At 42.4% G+C, this 15,108-nt stretch carries 13 protein-coding genes and 2 pseudogenes; 1 reads left to right on the top strand and 14 read right to left on the bottom strand.

The features are described from left to right. Window positions 1–169: 169 nt before the first annotated feature. Window positions 170–538: a DUF3397 domain-containing protein gene (locus IGJ15_RS03705; RefSeq protein ID WP_005228786.1), complete on the bottom strand. Its 369-nt coding sequence runs from the start codon at window positions 536–538 to the stop codon at window positions 170–172. Between the two features lie 332 nt (window positions 539–870). Between IGJ15_RS03705 and IGJ15_RS03700 the strand changes: the two genes are divergently transcribed. After that, on the top strand, window positions 871–990 hold the full coding sequence (locus IGJ15_RS03700) for a DUF4044 domain-containing protein (RefSeq protein ID WP_005237290.1): 120 nt from the start codon (window positions 871–873) through the stop codon (window positions 988–990). 64 nt (window positions 991–1,054) lie between these two features. Here IGJ15_RS03700 and cls read toward each other — a convergent pair whose 3' ends face one another. From cls to IGJ15_RS03635, 13 genes and pseudogenes are all read right to left on the bottom strand, one after another. Continuing rightward, window positions 1,055–2,500, bottom strand: a complete 1,446-nt coding sequence (gene cls, locus IGJ15_RS03695) for a cardiolipin synthase (RefSeq protein ID WP_231434752.1) — start codon at window positions 2,498–2,500, stop codon at window positions 1,055–1,057. Between the two features lie 122 nt (window positions 2,501–2,622). Then, entirely contained in the window at window positions 2,623–3,507 is an 885-nt protein-coding gene (ftsX, locus tag IGJ15_RS03690) for a permease-like cell division protein FtsX (RefSeq protein ID WP_010749773.1), read from the bottom strand. Further along, window positions 3,500–4,186, bottom strand: coding sequence for a cell division ATP-binding protein FtsE (ftsE, locus tag IGJ15_RS03685; protein WP_005228783.1), 687 nt, complete (start codon window positions 4,184–4,186; stop codon window positions 3,500–3,502). The genes ftsX and ftsE overlap by 8 nt, the downstream gene beginning before the upstream one ends. 112 nt (window positions 4,187–4,298) lie before the next feature. After that, window positions 4,299–5,406, bottom strand: a protein-coding gene (prfB, locus tag IGJ15_RS03680) for a peptide chain release factor 2 (RefSeq protein WP_100214389.1) whose coding sequence is annotated in 2 segments (ribosomal slippage) — window positions 4,299–5,333 and window positions 5,335–5,406 — 1,107 coding nt in all. Because the reading frame shifts where the segments join, the coding sequence is not laid out codon by codon here. Window positions 5,407–5,494: 88 nt separating this feature from the next. Then, window positions 5,495–5,569, bottom strand: a pseudogene (locus tag IGJ15_RS03675) (SEC-C metal-binding domain-containing protein); the annotation flags it as partial. A gap of 45 nt (window positions 5,570–5,614) precedes the next feature. After that, a pseudogene (gene secA, locus IGJ15_RS03670) lies at window positions 5,615–7,999 on the bottom strand (preprotein translocase subunit SecA); the annotation flags it as partial. Window positions 8,000–8,247: 248 nt separating this feature from the next. Beyond that, window positions 8,248–9,063, bottom strand: coding sequence for a DUF1189 family protein (locus IGJ15_RS03665; protein WP_010749776.1), 816 nt, complete (start codon window positions 9,061–9,063; stop codon window positions 8,248–8,250). 10 nt (window positions 9,064–9,073) lie between these two features. Beyond that, entirely contained in the window at window positions 9,074–9,907 is an 834-nt protein-coding gene (locus IGJ15_RS03660) for a sugar ABC transporter permease (RefSeq protein WP_016608756.1), read from the bottom strand. 2 nt (window positions 9,908–9,909) lie between these two features. Further along, window positions 9,910–11,199, bottom strand: coding sequence for a carbohydrate ABC transporter permease (locus tag IGJ15_RS03655; RefSeq protein WP_010749778.1), 1,290 nt, complete (start codon window positions 11,197–11,199; stop codon window positions 9,910–9,912). A gap of 160 nt (window positions 11,200–11,359) precedes the next feature. Beyond that, on the bottom strand, window positions 11,360–12,625 hold the full coding sequence (locus tag IGJ15_RS03650; protein WP_086337986.1) for an extracellular solute-binding protein: 1,266 nt from the start codon (window positions 12,623–12,625) through the stop codon (window positions 11,360–11,362). Window positions 12,626–12,781: 156 nt separating this feature from the next. Beyond that, complete coding sequence (locus tag IGJ15_RS03645) at window positions 12,782–13,729, bottom strand: LacI family DNA-binding transcriptional regulator (protein ID WP_231434753.1); 948 nt, start codon at window positions 13,727–13,729, stop codon at window positions 12,782–12,784. A gap of 185 nt (window positions 13,730–13,914) precedes the next feature. Then, complete coding sequence (hpf, locus tag IGJ15_RS03640; protein ID WP_005231866.1) at window positions 13,915–14,472, bottom strand: ribosome hibernation-promoting factor, HPF/YfiA family; 558 nt, start codon at window positions 14,470–14,472, stop codon at window positions 13,915–13,917. A gap of 137 nt (window positions 14,473–14,609) precedes the next feature. Further along, window positions 14,610–15,086 carry a ComF family protein gene (locus tag IGJ15_RS03635; protein WP_016608760.1) on the bottom strand — a complete coding sequence of 159 codons (477 nt, stop codon included), beginning with the start codon at window positions 15,084–15,086 and terminating at the stop codon, window positions 14,610–14,612. Window positions 15,087–15,108 lie beyond the last annotated feature (22 nt).

Below are 15,108 nucleotides of genomic sequence, written 5' to 3'. Positions count from 1 at the left end.
ATTCACAGTCTACCACAATCCCCCACTTTCTACCACAAATTATATGAAATTTGAAAGGGAAGTTGTTTGACTTTTCTTTACCAAATGAGGAAAAAGAGGAAAACCGACTACTTAAAGTTTTTAAAAAAACTTTAAGTGAAAAAATGGGCGTTTATCAAGAGTCAAAACACTATAAGTAACTAACAATATTTAGAATGATCAAAACGACATGAAAAATGATCGTAAATAGAAAAATACTACGCCAATACATCTTTAAATAGCGACCATATTGGATCTCCTCATAGTAATATGCCTGAAAAACTGCCAGCAGAATCCCTAATAAAAAAATGGAGATCAAATAATACAATGTGATCGCTTGATCAAAAGTATACTTTGATAATTGATGAATCCCGACCATCAAAAACGGTACTGCTAAATCCGGTGCCTTCACGTGGTAACGATCATTCAAGGACAACGCGGAAACAATAAACCGACAGGCGAAATAGACGAGCACAGGGAAGATATACCAAAACAAAACGATTGGATTAAATCCAGACATACAGCAAAATCCTTTCTAACAACTAGTGTCACTATACTTTATTTTCTTTACATCCGTGTTTCAGTTCTTTTAAAAATCTGAGCTGGAATAAGACAGTCATGAAATTTTTTAAGGAGCCTCTTTGTTCACCAACTGACTTTTGAAAGTCTTGAAGAATGCATTTCTTTACCTATTAAAACAGAAGGGCGTATCTTCAACAAGTCTATCTTGCCATTCTAATGATTTTTTTTGTCCTGAAATTGAAAATTTCTTAATTTCTCCTTGGTTCAACTTGAGTTCTTGTGTATTTGAGGGTAAACTGTCACTAGAATAACTCTAAAAGGTGGATTAGAATGAACGAGAAAAAACCAAAAAGTACCTTTGCAAAAATCACGCAAGTCGTGATCTGGACCATGCTTATTCTCACTGTTGGCTCGATTTTCTTAGCAGCATACACAAGTATTATGGGTTAATCCTATTAAAAAAGTGCCCTTTTCCAAAATGATGGCTTCCATCTTTTGGAAAAGGGCACTTTTTTTACAGCAAGGGTGACACAAGGCGTGCCAAGCCTTCTTTGATTTTGATCGTCAGCTTTCTTTGCTGATACGCTTCGATCGTTAAGTGCTTGGAATCGATCGAATCCGCCAGAAACGCTTCCTTCGTTTGCGTTGCGAGTTGTGCATCATAGATGATCGTATTGACCTCAAAGTCTAAACGAAACGAACGAACATCGATATTTGCTGAACCAATCGAAACGAGCCCACTGTCAATGATCATCGTTTTTGCATGCATAAACCCTTTCTCATAAGTTTCGATGACTGCCCCAAAATGCAGCAGCTCAGCCGCAAAGGAATAGGTCGCCCAATATACCAAGGGATGATCCGGTTTGTTAGGGATTTGTATATGAACTTTCACCCCAGAAAGCAGTGCCAACTTCAAGGCATTGTGAATGGCTTCATCCGGAATATAATAAGGTGTTTGGATCAAGATTTCCTTTTTGGCTAAGTTGATCATTTTCAGATAGGTCATTTTGATTTCTTCATGTTCCGTATCAGGACCACTCGTGATGACTTGGGCTGCAATTGTCCCGACTTGTTTGATTTCAGGAAACAAGGAAGGATCATATTTGATCTCCAACGCATGTTGTGAATTCCAATCCATCAAAAACCGATTTTGCAGCGAATAGACAGCGGAACCGGCAATTCGCAAGTGATTGTCTCGCCAATAACCGAATTTTTCCACTTGCCCTAGATATTCATCTCCCACATTAAAACCGCCTGTATAGCCAATTTCTCCATCGATCACCACGATTTTCCGATGATTTCGATAATTGATTCGCGGATTGACATAAGGAACGAATAAAGGAAAGAAGAAGGCAATTTGACCGCCATGTAGACGCAACTCATCAAAAAACTTCAATGATACTTGGGTGCTGCCCCAAGCATCTAATAAGACTCTTACTTTTACGCCCCGCTTCGCCGCGCGCACCAGTGCCTCTTTGACTTCATTTCCCAATGTATCACTGCGATAAATGTAATATTCCATATGAATGTGATTTTTTGCCTGTTCGATATCCGCGATCAAGGCATCAAATTTCTGCCGTCCGTCAGTATAAAGCGTCATACTATTCGCTGTCGTATACAGGGATTGCCCAAAGACTGTCAACAGGTAGACCAGCTTCTGCACTTCTACCTGCGCGGTCGGCGGATGCGGAAACAGCTGACGAGCGAGGGCTTGTTTTTGTTCTTCTAATTCAACATTCAGCCCCACCTTTGCCTGTGAGCGCATATCAAAGATCTTTTCTTTAGAGATCCCTCTACCAAAGAAAAAGTAAAGCACAAAGCCAACGATTGGAATGAACATCAAGACCAAAAGCCAGGCCCACGTTTGAGCAGTCTGCCGCCTTTCTCTGAAAATGATAATGATTGATAACAAAATATTGACTATAAATAAAATGGTTACCAAATTATCCATTACAACCATTTCTCCACCTCTTCCCCGATTTCCCGCTACTAAAGCATATCAAAAAATAGTACCTAAAGTAAAGAAACACTGTGATGAAACAAAAAAAGCCGATCTTGACGATCGACTAAAAAAACATCGGTTTAGAATTTTAAGAAACGGCGCATTGATAAGACGGAACCAAGTGAACCGATCACGATCCCAATCAGCGCCATTACACCGCAAACTTGTAATAGAAACATATTTGGTGCAATTAAACTGTAATTTGAACGCAGTAAGGATGGATTGACCATTGCATAAACTTGGTGGTAGCCGAAGTACATTAATGCAATCGGAACGATCGAACCTAAGAGTCCGATCCAGCCGCCTTCAAGGAAGAATGGCCAACGAATGTATCCGTTTTTCGCCCCCACCAGACGCATGATCTGAATTTCTCTTTGACGAGACAAAATCGTGATCCGAATCGTATTAGAGATCAGGAACATTGCCACAAAAATCAATAAGACAGCAGCAGCTAAGCCCCAAGTCCGCACAGCAGCAGACAATTCAAAGATTCGGTCAGAAGAATCTCCGCCGTAATCGGCTTTGAAAACATTTGGCAATTCGCCAGCTTGCTCAGCGATCTCTGTCGTATACTCTGGATCTGTTGCACTGACGACAAACACGTTATACAGCGGATTGCTGTCGCCTTCGAACAAGTTCCATGAATCCCCCATTGCATCTTGGATCTTCTGCAATTCTTCGTCTCGGCTAGAAAATTTCACTTCTGAAACGTTCGGCAGATCATTTAAGGACTGTTCCAAAGCATCCATGTCTTCTTGTTCCGTACCAATATCAACGAAAACCGAAACGTCCACATTCTCGCGAATGTCTTCGGCTAGTTTTGTTGCATTTAAGATTACACCTAGAAAAATACCGACTAATGTCAGTGTGATCGTAACCGCACTCAATGACGCAATAGTCATCCAGCCGTTACGCTTTAAACTTTTGATACTCTCCAGGAGATGACGGAAAAATGTTCTAATCATCGTAACCATATTCTCCTTCCGCTTGGTCGCGAATAATGCGGCCATTTTCAATCGCGATCACGCGATGACGAATCGTATTTACGATCGTACTATTATGGGTCGCCATAACGACCGTTGTTCCTTGGGCATTGATCCGATCAAGCAGCTTCATGATTTCCCATGAGTTTTCAGGATCTAGATTCCCCGTTGGTTCATCCGCAATCAATACTTTCGGCGTATTTACGATGGCACGAGCAATCGACACCCGCTGTTGTTCCCCACCGGAAAGCTCACTTGGAAATACCCGCACCTTATGTTTCAGGCCGACCAAATCTAACACTTCCATCACCCGTTTTTTGATATCACGAGGTTTGCGGCCGATAACTTGCATTGCATAAGCAACATTTTCAAAGACCGTTTTCCGTGGTAAAAGTTTATAATCCTGAAAGACCACGCCGATTTCCCGACGCATCAATGGGATCTCGCGGTTTTTCATGCCGACCAAATCATATCCTGCGACATTCAAAACGCCTTTGGTTGCTTTTTCTTCCCGATACATCAATTTGATAAAGGTTGATTTACCGGCACCCGATGGGCCCACGACATAAACAAACTCTCCTTGATCAATTGAAATCGAAAGGTTACGGATAGCAGTCGTACCATTAGAGTACTTTTTCATTATATCTTTCATTTCTATCATACAGCTATCTCTCCATCTCAAATTTTCATTCTGGCTTATTATAGCATGAATATATTTCACCTTGCTTGCAACAGATTACAATTATGTTTCAATCTGTTTAAGTCACACAAGGTTATTTTTGATTCAGTTTCAGCTTCAAATACGCGTCGATAAAGCCATCCAAATCGCCATCCATGACTGCCTGTACATTCCCAGTTTCGAAATTCGTTCGGTGATCTTTGACCATCGAATAGGGATGGAAGACATAAGAACGGATTTGCGAGCCCCAACCAATTTCTAACTGCTCGCCTCGCAAGGCTGCTGCCTCTTGCTCTTTCTTTTCCACTTCTAATTGATACAGCTTGGCTTTCAACATCCCCATCGCTTGCTCACGGTTTTTCAATTGTGAGCGCTGGGCTTGGCTAGCAACGACCGTTCCTGTCGGAATATGGGTGATCCGCACAGCAGATTCGGTTTTGTTGATGTGCTGTCCACCCGCACCACTTGCGCGGTACGTATCGATTTTCAAATCATCTGAGTTGATTTCCACATCGATCGCCCCATCTAATTCTGGCATCACATCCACCGAGCAAAATGACGTGTGCCGTCTCTTGGCTGAATCAAAAGGTGAGATCCGAACTAAACGATGAACGCCTTTTTCCGATTTCAAATACCCATAGGCGTTGTGGCCTTTTACAAGTAAAGTGACACTTTTGATCCCCGCTTCATCACCAGCTTGATAGTCGAGGGTCTCTACTTGATACCCGTGTTGTTCGCAAAAACGAGTATACATCCGTAACAGCATGCTGCCCCAGTCTTGTGATTCGGTACCGCCTGCACCAGGATGAAGCTCGATGATGGCGTTATTTCGATCATAGGGTTCATCTAACAGCATCGACAATTCATAAGACGCCATTTTCTCGTTTAGCTTCGTGATCCGTGCTTCAAGTTCTGCTTCCATTTCTGGATCTGCTTCTTCTTGAATCATTTCCAACATCACTTCCAGCTCTTCCAATTCTTCTGCTAACTGATTGAACTGATCGTAGGTCTCTTTGTTGGCATTGTTTGCGTTAATGACTTGTTGAGCTTTTTCTGAGTCATCCCAAAAGGTGGGATCTGCCATTTGGTGTTCCGCTTCCGCAATGTCCTCTTCTAACTGATCTAAGTCAAAGAGACCCCCTAAAACTGATTATTTTTTCATTCATCTGGGTCAATTGATTCCGAATATCTGCGATTTCCATTAAAATTCCTTCTTTCTTTTTTTCTTACAAACGAAAGTAGACTGGACAAAAACGTCTGCCAGCCTACTCTCAACTTTTTCAAAACGTGTTACATATTTTTCCCGTGGCAATTCTTGAATTTTTTCCCGCTGCCGCATGGACAAGGATCGTTACGACCAACGTTTTTGAAACTTGGTGCTTGGGCAGCAGGTGCTTCTTCTACCCCTTGTGCTTCCCCTTGAGCAACTTGTTCCCGTTGAACGTTTTGACGAATCTCTGCCTTCATAAAGAGACGAGTTACTTCATATTCGATCGCTCCAACCATGTTCTCAAACATATTGAATCCTTCTGTTTGGTACTCAACTAATGGATTGTTTTGTCCATAAGCCCGTAACCCAACCGATTGACGCAGCTGATCCATAGCATCGATGTGGTCGGTCCACTTCGTATCGACAACTCGTAAGATGACGACTTTTTCAAATTCCAGTAATTGTTCTGGACTATTAAGTTGTGCTTTCTTTTGTTCAAAGACTTCTTCTGCCCGTTGGTTTAGGTAGTCTTTGATCTCTTGAGCTGATTTGCCCTTGATGTCCTCGATACTGATAGTATCTTCATGAACAAGTGCATTCGCCGCAAAATCAACGATTCCTTCGTAGTTCCAATTGCTTTCTTCTAATTGCGTATGACTGTCGACGACTCGGCTGATGGAACGTTTCACCATATTCATTAATTGTGGTGAAAGATCCGTTTCTTCCATGATCACTTCTTGACGTTGTCCGTAAATAACTTCCCGCTGTTCTCGCATCACGTCATCGTATTGCAAGACGTTTTTCCGAGTATCGTAGTTATTGCCTTCCACTCGTCGTTGGGCAGATTCTACTTGTTTTGAAAGCATCTTGCTTTGGATCACGGCGTCGCCTTCATCGATCTTCATCCGATCCAAGAACACTTTGATTCGTTCAGAACCAAAACGCTTCATTAAATCATCTTCTAACGACAAGTAAAATTGCGACATCCCTGGATCTCCTTGACGTCCCGCACGTCCCCGCAACTGATTATCGATCCGTCGTGATTCATGACGCTCAGTACCGATAACTGCCAAGCCGCCTAGTTCTGCAACACCAAGACCTAACTTGATATCCGTTCCCCGACCAGCCATATTGGTCGCGATCGTTACAGCACCTTTTTGTCCCGCATTCAAAATGATTTCTGCTTCTTTAAAGTGATTCTTGGCATTCAATACTTCATGAGGAACTTTCTCACGATCAAGCATCGATGACAGTAATTCAGAAGTCTCAACAGCGACCGTCCCTACAAGCACGGGTTGTCCTTTGCGGTGACGCTCTTTGATGTCTTGAACGACTGCTTGGAATTTGCTCGTAAGCGTTGGATAAAGCAAGTCCGCACGATCATCCCGTAAGATTGGTTTGTTTGTAGGAATCTGAATGACTTGCATGTTATAGATTTCTCGAAACTCTTCTTCTTCCGTTTTTGCTGTACCGGTCATCCCAGACAGTTTTTTGTACATCCGGAAGTAGTTCTGGAATGTGATCGTCGCCATCGTTTTGGTTTCATCTTCGATTTCGACACTTTCTTTCGCTTCGATCGCTTGATGGAGCCCATCAGAATATCGGCGACCATCCATGATCCGACCTGTAAATTGGTCAACGATCATTACTTTCCCATCTTGCACGACATAATCGATATCGCGAATCATAATGTAATTCGCTCGTAGTGCTTGATCCAAGTGATGGGTCAATGCCGTGTTTTCAATATCATACAAGTTTTCTAAGCCGAAGGTCTCTTCCGCTTTTTCGATCCCACGTTCTGTCAAACCGATCGTTTTTGATTGGATATCGATTTTGTAGTCTTCTTCTTCCGTCAAGCGTTTGACAAAATTGTCGACCCGATTGTAAAGCGCAGTTGATTTTTCTGCTTGTCCTGAAATGATCAACGGTGTTCTCGCTTCATCGATCAAGATCGAATCGACCTCATCGACGATGGCATAGTTTAATGGACGCTGTACCATTTGATGACGGTAAACCACCATGTTGTCCCGCAAATAATCAAACCCTAATTCATTGTTTGTACTATAAGTGATGTCACAAGCATATGCCGCACGTTTTTCTTCTGCTGATTTTGAGTTAATGTTCAAGCCGACCGTCAACCCTAAAAAGTTGTACAGCTCCCCCATCTCAGTCGAGTCACGAGTTGCCAAGTATTCATTGACAGTTACGACGTGGACACCTTGACCGCTCAAAGCATTCAAATAAACAGGTAATGTCGCCGTCAAGGTTTTCCCTTCACCCGTACGCATCTCTGGGATATTCCCATCATGCAAGACGATCCCACCCATTAATTGGACGTGGTAAGGATAAAGGCCCAAAACGCGTTTTGCAGCTTCACGTACTACTGCAAAGGCTTCAGGTAATAATTTATCCAAAGTCTCTCCCTCTTGGAAACGACGACGAAATTCATCGGTTTTCCCGCGTAATTGTTCATCAGATAAAGCGGCCATTTCATCCGCATGTGATTCAACTTGATTCGCAATATGGTCAAGACGTTTTAATTCTTTTTTGTCGTTTTCGATTAATTTTCTAAAAAAATTGGCCATACCTTAATAATTCTCCTTTTACTTCTGCATTATCCTAGCTGGAAACTCTCCTAACTATTTTAGCACTAGTTCACCATAAATGAAATATTTTTCGATAGAACTATCGCATCAATCTTGCGTGATAAACGGATTCTTAACCTTTTTTCACAGATTTTAAAGAAACGCGGGAAAAAAAACACGCAACAAGCCATTGATCGGCGCTGAAAGTCCAGCACACGCCCAAACGTCTTGTTGCGAAGGTTTGCAAATTATGCCGTTTTAAAACGGGTTTTTAAGAAAGCTAAGAAGAGCATCAGTAGCATGCCTAAAGACTGAATCCCGATCATCAAGACGATATCAGCGCCAATAAATCCTGCCAACATCGCAACGAGAGAGCCTGCCCCCAGTGCATTTAAAATCACGTTCGTACTTTCTTTGAAGCTGCCGATTGTCGATAGTCGTGATTTTTTCGTCAACCAAAGGAAAAACGCTGCGCCTATGACTAGAATACTATTCATTGCCACCAATAAAAATGCCACTGTGATCGTCTGACTGAAGAAAATCGCTGTCTCGTTGTTGCGATAGAAGCCGTCTTCGATTGCTTTTTGAAACGAAGCCGCATCATCTACTTGATCAGGTGCCATTTCCGCCGTGTAACGCATTTCATAGTGATAAGTTTGTCCATCGATTTCTTCTTTGATGGTCCAGTCTGTTTCCCGAAAATTGATGGCGTATTTTGCTTTTTCAAGAGCCGCTTCTGAAAGCGCAACGCCTATGATCCCCGCTTCTGTTTGGGAAAAGACTTGTGACTCATCCGCTAAAAGTTTGCCATCTTCCAGCTGCAACTCATTGTATTTTGCTGCCGTTTCTGCCGTCACGAGTGTTTTTGCATGGGGAAAAAATGCCGCAAAGGCTTGATCCGTTTGCTTGCTGATCATTAAGGTCAACGGGATCATCAGCAAGGACATCAAGAAAACATAGACGAACACTTGCTGCCAGCGATTTAATTTTTTACGCCATGCATAGACTTTTGTTGGAGAAAAAATGGCCCCAAAGTACGTTAAGGGAAATCGTTGTTCAGACATCCTATCATTCCTATCCTTTTGTTCCGCCAGAGGTCAAACCTGAAACAAAGTATTTTTGTAAGAAGAAAAACAGTGCAGCGATCGGTACGGCGATCAAAATCGCCCCTGCCGCAAAGAGTGCGACCCGTTGGTTACGGGCATCATTGATAAAGGTTTGTAGCCCGACTGCGACGGTCAAACGCTCTTGTGAGCGAAGCAAGAATCGCGCCAGCAAGAATTCGCCGAATGGTCCCATAAAGGCCCACAATGCTTGGACGGCAACCATTGGTTTTACGAGGGGCAAAACGATTTGCCAAAAGATACGAAAATGCCCTGCACCATCAAGTTTTGCTGATTCATCCAAGTCGATGGGTACCGTATCAAAGTACCCCTTCATCAGCCAAGTATTCATCGGAATCCCACCACCGATATAAATCAGTGTCAAGAACCAGAAGCTATCTAGACCGTTTGCTAATAAGCCCATAACATAAAAAGCGGTCAACGCCGACATTGTCGGTACCATTTGAACGATCAAGAACACCATCAGACTACTTTTACGACCAGCAAAACGGTAACGACTGTAAGTATACCCTGCTAACGTTACGATCATTACTTGAATGATCATCGTCGAAACGGCCACGATCAAGGTGTTTTTATACCATGTCAAATACGGGGTTTCATTGAATAAACGTCGAAAGTTGTTCAATGTCCAATCCGCATCAAAATCTAAGCGAAAAGCGATCATGTTCCCTGCCTTGAAGGCTGAGGTTGCGGTAATCAACAAGGGATAGATGATAATGATCGATAACGCGATCATAAACAAGTAGGTAAATAATTTGCTGAAAGAAAACTTCTTCTTTTTCATCCTCAATCCTCCATATTAAATGCATTCGTCTTTTTAAACACCAGTAATGAAATGGAGATCACCACAAAGGAAATGATCAAGGTCAATGCAGAAGCAATCGAATATTGTGGTGAGCCGCCGGTCGTCAGTTTGTAGATCCATGAAATCAAAATATCTGTCGATCCAGCATTTCCGCCTAAACTCCCTGGTCCACCTTCGTTAAATAGATAGATCATCGAGAAGTTATTAAAGTTCCCTGTATATTGCGTAACGAAGGTTGGGGCTGCTACCAAAAAGATTGCCGGCAGCGTAATGTTCCGAAAACGCTGCAACGCATTGGCTCCATCCATTTTTGCTGCTTCATACAAATCTTCGGAAATGGATTGTAAAATCCCCGAAACCATTACATAGATGTAAGGAAACCCTAACCAACCCTGAATCAAAATAATCGCCGTTTTCGTCCAAAACGGATCAGTCTTCCAAGCAATGTTCCCAATATCCACAAAAGGCAGATTGTTCAATAGCGGGATCACCTGCGTATTGATCGCTCCTGCGGTATCATTAAACATATTTGAAAAACTCATGATTGTGATAAACGCTGGCACCGCCCAAGGAAGCAAGAAAATCACCCCAAAGACGCGACGAAACTTCACAAATTTTTGGTTGGCAACAACTGCTGTCAGTATGCCGAGTGTAATTTGCAAGGTGGTTGCTAAAACGGTCCAAATCACCGTCCAACTGAATACTTTTACAAAGGTGTCGCGGTAAGAACTTAAGGTGAAGATATTCGTGAAATTCGAAAAACCGATCCAGTCGATTAAGTTTGCTGGCGGAATGTGTCGAAAATCATAGTTGGTAAATGCCATAAAGAGCGTCACCATTACTGGAAAAATAATTGCTACGATCATTACCAAGTAGGCAGGGATCGTCAGTAAGTACGCGAACCCATCTTCGTATAATTTTTTGAAAAATTCTTTTCTCGTAACAGCTACCGGGAAGCCTTTTTCAATGCTTTGCCGAACCTGATAAGCATCTTTGATATTTAAAACCCAAAAGATAATGAAAATAACGGTAACGATGACCTGCAGTGTTCCTTCAATCAACAAGAACAAAGAGTTGTCTTCCATCGGTACTGATCCGAGTGTGACAAAGTTATAAAGTGCTTGTCCACCAAACAAAAGCATTTCGACCAGAAAAATCAGAAAGGCTGCAAAAAAGAGACCCGCTTTGAATTTCTGACCATTTTTGAATTGTCCCCCACCAGGGATGATTGAAAGAAGCGCTGTCTGCATGGCTTGTGAATTCGTCCTCATATGTATCCTCCTTAAAATCGAAAGTCTGCCAAGCGGCCGACGATCGATAGAAAACAATCTCGTCAAGCAATTTCTTGCGTGCTACGTTGCAAGGAATCCTTTTGACAAACATCCTCTATAGAATCGTCGACATGAATGACAGACCGTAATCGGCTAATTATTAGTATTTCTGCTCAATCGCTTCTTCGATTGTTTTGGCAGCATTATCCGCTGCTTCTTGAGGAGTCATATTGCCTGAACCTGCATCAAACAGCATGTTTTCAGCCCCTACCCAAACCTCAGACATTTCAGGGATATTTGGCATTGGTTGTGAAACACTGTATTGCTCAATCACTGCTTTTGCTACTGGATCATCAGAAGCAGCGACTGTTTCTTGAGCCATAATGTTCGCTGGAATATCATGACGCATGTCATACAATTTCTCTTGATTGGCTTCGTTGGTCAAATACTCGACAAATTGTTGAGAAACGTCTTTGTTTTGTGAGTAGTTAGATACCACCCACGCTTTTCCGCCGCCAAATGTTTCATAATCATTGCCATTGCTCAGCGTTGGGATTTTCGCTACACCATAGTTGATGCCTGCTTCTTCAAAGCCGTTCACGCCCCATGGTCCATAAATGATAGCTGCTGTTTTGCCTTGATTGAAGTAATCCAACATCAAGTTTTCGTTGGCTGATACATCAAGCATTCCTTGCGGCCAGACATTTTGGAACCAATCAGTTGCATACGTGATTGCTTCAACAGAACCTTCATTGTTCAGCCCTAGATCAGATGGATCTGTTCCTTCATCACCAAAGACATACCCGCCATGCCCCGCTAATAGACCATACGTATAATAAAAGTCCGTCCAACGAGCTAAGAAACCAACATTGTCATCGCCTTCTGCAAAACGATCATCTTTTGCTAGTTCTTCTAAATCAGAAAAAGTTGCTGGTGCTTCATCGATCAAGTCTTTGTTGTAGAACATGACAACCGCTTCGATCATTGCTGGTGCGCCATAGATCTTATCATCGATGGTCACTTGTTGCTTGTCTGTATCGCTGTACCGTCCATCATCTGGCAAAGTCATTTCTGCCAAATGCCCTTGGGAGCCTACTTGACCCACACGGTCATAAGGAGACATCGTAACATCTGGGCCTTTCCCAGCAGGACCGTCTAGTTGAAGCGCATCCATTTGATCGAACATGTCCATTTCCACAACGTTGATGGTGACATCATTTTCAGATTCAAAGTCAGATTTCACTTCATTGATATAATCAATATAGTCTGCGCCTACAGAGACCGTGATCGTTTTTTCATCGCTACCTGAACCTGCATCTGCATTACTACCATCGGTACTACCGCCGTTGCCGCCACATGCTGCAAGCGCTAACAATGCACTTCCTGAAACTAATCCTAGAGCTGCCTTTTTCCAATTCACTTTCATCCTGTTTACCTCCTGCAATTTGTAACTCTATTATGCAACCGGTTTCTTAAAATGGCAAACATTTTCTAAATGTTAGCGATAACAAAAATTGAAAAAGCCTTTAAATTAAGATATTGAGGAATTGAAAAGAAATTGCGCAACCATTTGCTTAATTTTTCACCTTGTGGATTCACGAACCATGAGTTGCGGTAAAAAGCGCTGTTGTCGCAGGCTCGTATCGTTCTGTTCAATTTTTTGAATCAGTAATTCACCACAAGCTTCGCCCATCTCAACGATGGCTTGCTTCATAGTCGTCAACTTGGGCGAGCTGACCTGATCCAGGAATACCCCATCGTAGCCGACAATCCCAAAATCCTTTGGTATCTGCGCGCCAATCGACTGCAAGCCTTGATTGATGCCTAGTGCCAAACGATCCGTCGCACAAATAAAACAAGTATTTTCCGCAAATTGCTCCTTCTGTGCTGTGATAAAGGTGCGGGCTGCGGAAGAACGGTTCTCAAAACGATGGATTTTTGGTGCTTGTCCTGTTTTTGTGACTGTATCTATGTACCCTTTTTCTCGGCTTTTCGTAAATGCTTCTTCCAACTCTAAACCAATATAGACCAAGTGTTGATAGCCAGTATCGAGGGCGTGTTTACAAGCAGAAACGATCCCTTGGTAGTTGTCACTATCAACAAAGCTGAATCCAGCTTCATTTTCACCAAATAGAACGACGGGTTTCTTTAAATTTTTTATCCAGTCCATATCCTTTTGGCGAAATCCCGTAATGATACAACCATCTGCTGGGCCACGATCCACCCCATCCGTCGTAACCAGCTGCAACGAATAATGCGCTTTGCCGATGGAACGAGCGATCCCCACTAATAAATTCATATAGTATGGCTCCGTCGTGTCCATCTCCTCTAAGATATACACTTTGATGATATGAGAACGCTTGGAAACTAATGATTTGGCAGCAATATTCGGTTGATAATCCAGTTCTAGCATTGCTTGATGAACGAGCTGCTTTAGCTCTTCGGTCACTTTATCTGGATGGTTGATCACTCGAGAAACGGTCATTGCGGAAACATTTGCTTTTTTGGCGACATCTGCTAACGTAGTCATGATTCACTCTCCCTGTATGATTTCATCTATAGTATAACACAATAAAACAAAAGAGAAACAAAGCCAACTTTTATATAGAAAGATTTCTTGCTTCATTCCAAAAGATAAAAAAACAGAGCAGCTTCTCAGCTACTCTGTCAAAAAAGACTTTTTTTTGGGGTGTCGCCAAAAGGATCCCACACGTGTTAATCCGTTTCGATCAACCCGTATTTACCATCTTTCCGACGATACACAATGCTCGTTCCATTCGTTTCCGCATCTTCAAAGATAAAGAAGTTGTGTCCAAGCATGTTCATTTGTAAAACAGCTTCTTCACTATCCATTGGTTTTAAAGACAAACGTTTTGTACGTACGATGTCTAAATCAGAACCATTGGTTTCTTCATCGTTTGCTTCAGTTGTGAACAAATCACCATCTGTTGGCGGAACCAACGCTGTCTCACGAGATTTGCGATTGATTTTTGTTTTGAATTTGCGGATTTGGCGTTCCAATTTGTCAACAACCAAATCGATACTAGCATATAGATCAGGTGAAGTTTCTTCCGCACGTAGAACTAGGAATGGTAAAGGAATCGTTACTTCTACTTTTGCAGTTTTTTCTGTATAAACTTTCAAATTAACGTGTGCTGTTGCTTCTGGCACATCATTAAAATAACGTTCTAATTTACCTACTTTTTTCTCGACGTAATCACGGATCGCTTCTGTTACCTCGATATTTTCGCCACGCACATTATATCTAAACATAAAAATTACCCCTTTCGTCTACCAGTAAAGAAGGAAAAGGACCACTCTTTTCTTCTTCTTAACTCTATTATATCGAACTCTTGGTCATTTGCCTAGTAAATCGAACAATTTTCTTTAAGCGTTTTCAAAATAACGTTTCAACGAGCAATAGAAAAAGAACGAATCGACTGGGGGCCAAAGGACTGCAGTGCTTCAGCTGCATGATATAACGTTCTACCGGTAGTATACACATCATCGATCAACAATAATTTTTTCCCTTTGATTTCACACGCTACATCTGGCTTCACTGCAAAGGGTTGCGCCTCTACTAATCGTTGCCTGCGAGAACGTTGTGCCTGTGGTGCGGTATCAACAACTTTCTCCAGTAACTCTTGAAATCTGACTCCGGCGGCTTCCAGCACAGCGGTGACTTGATTAAACCCTCGCTGTTGGTAACGCTCTGCCGATAGTGGGATGGGAATCAAACACTCATAGTCAAACCTGTTGAGTTTCTGTTTGATCACAGGCGCAAACGTCCCCCGCAACTGATAGTTTCCCATCAGTTTGTATTCGTGAAGCCAATCCTTCATTCCTTGATCGTAAGCAAATAGCGCTCGGTGCTGCAATTGTATCATGGGACACGTTTCTTCCCAATAG

The sequence above is a fragment of the Enterococcus sp. AZ079 genome, assembly GCF_050547255.1.
GTDB classification, from domain to species: domain Bacteria; phylum Bacillota; class Bacilli; order Lactobacillales; family Enterococcaceae; genus Enterococcus_D; species Enterococcus_D casseliflavus.
Note: the sequence above shows the minus strand (reverse complement) of the source record. Positions and strands in the feature narration are given on the sequence as shown.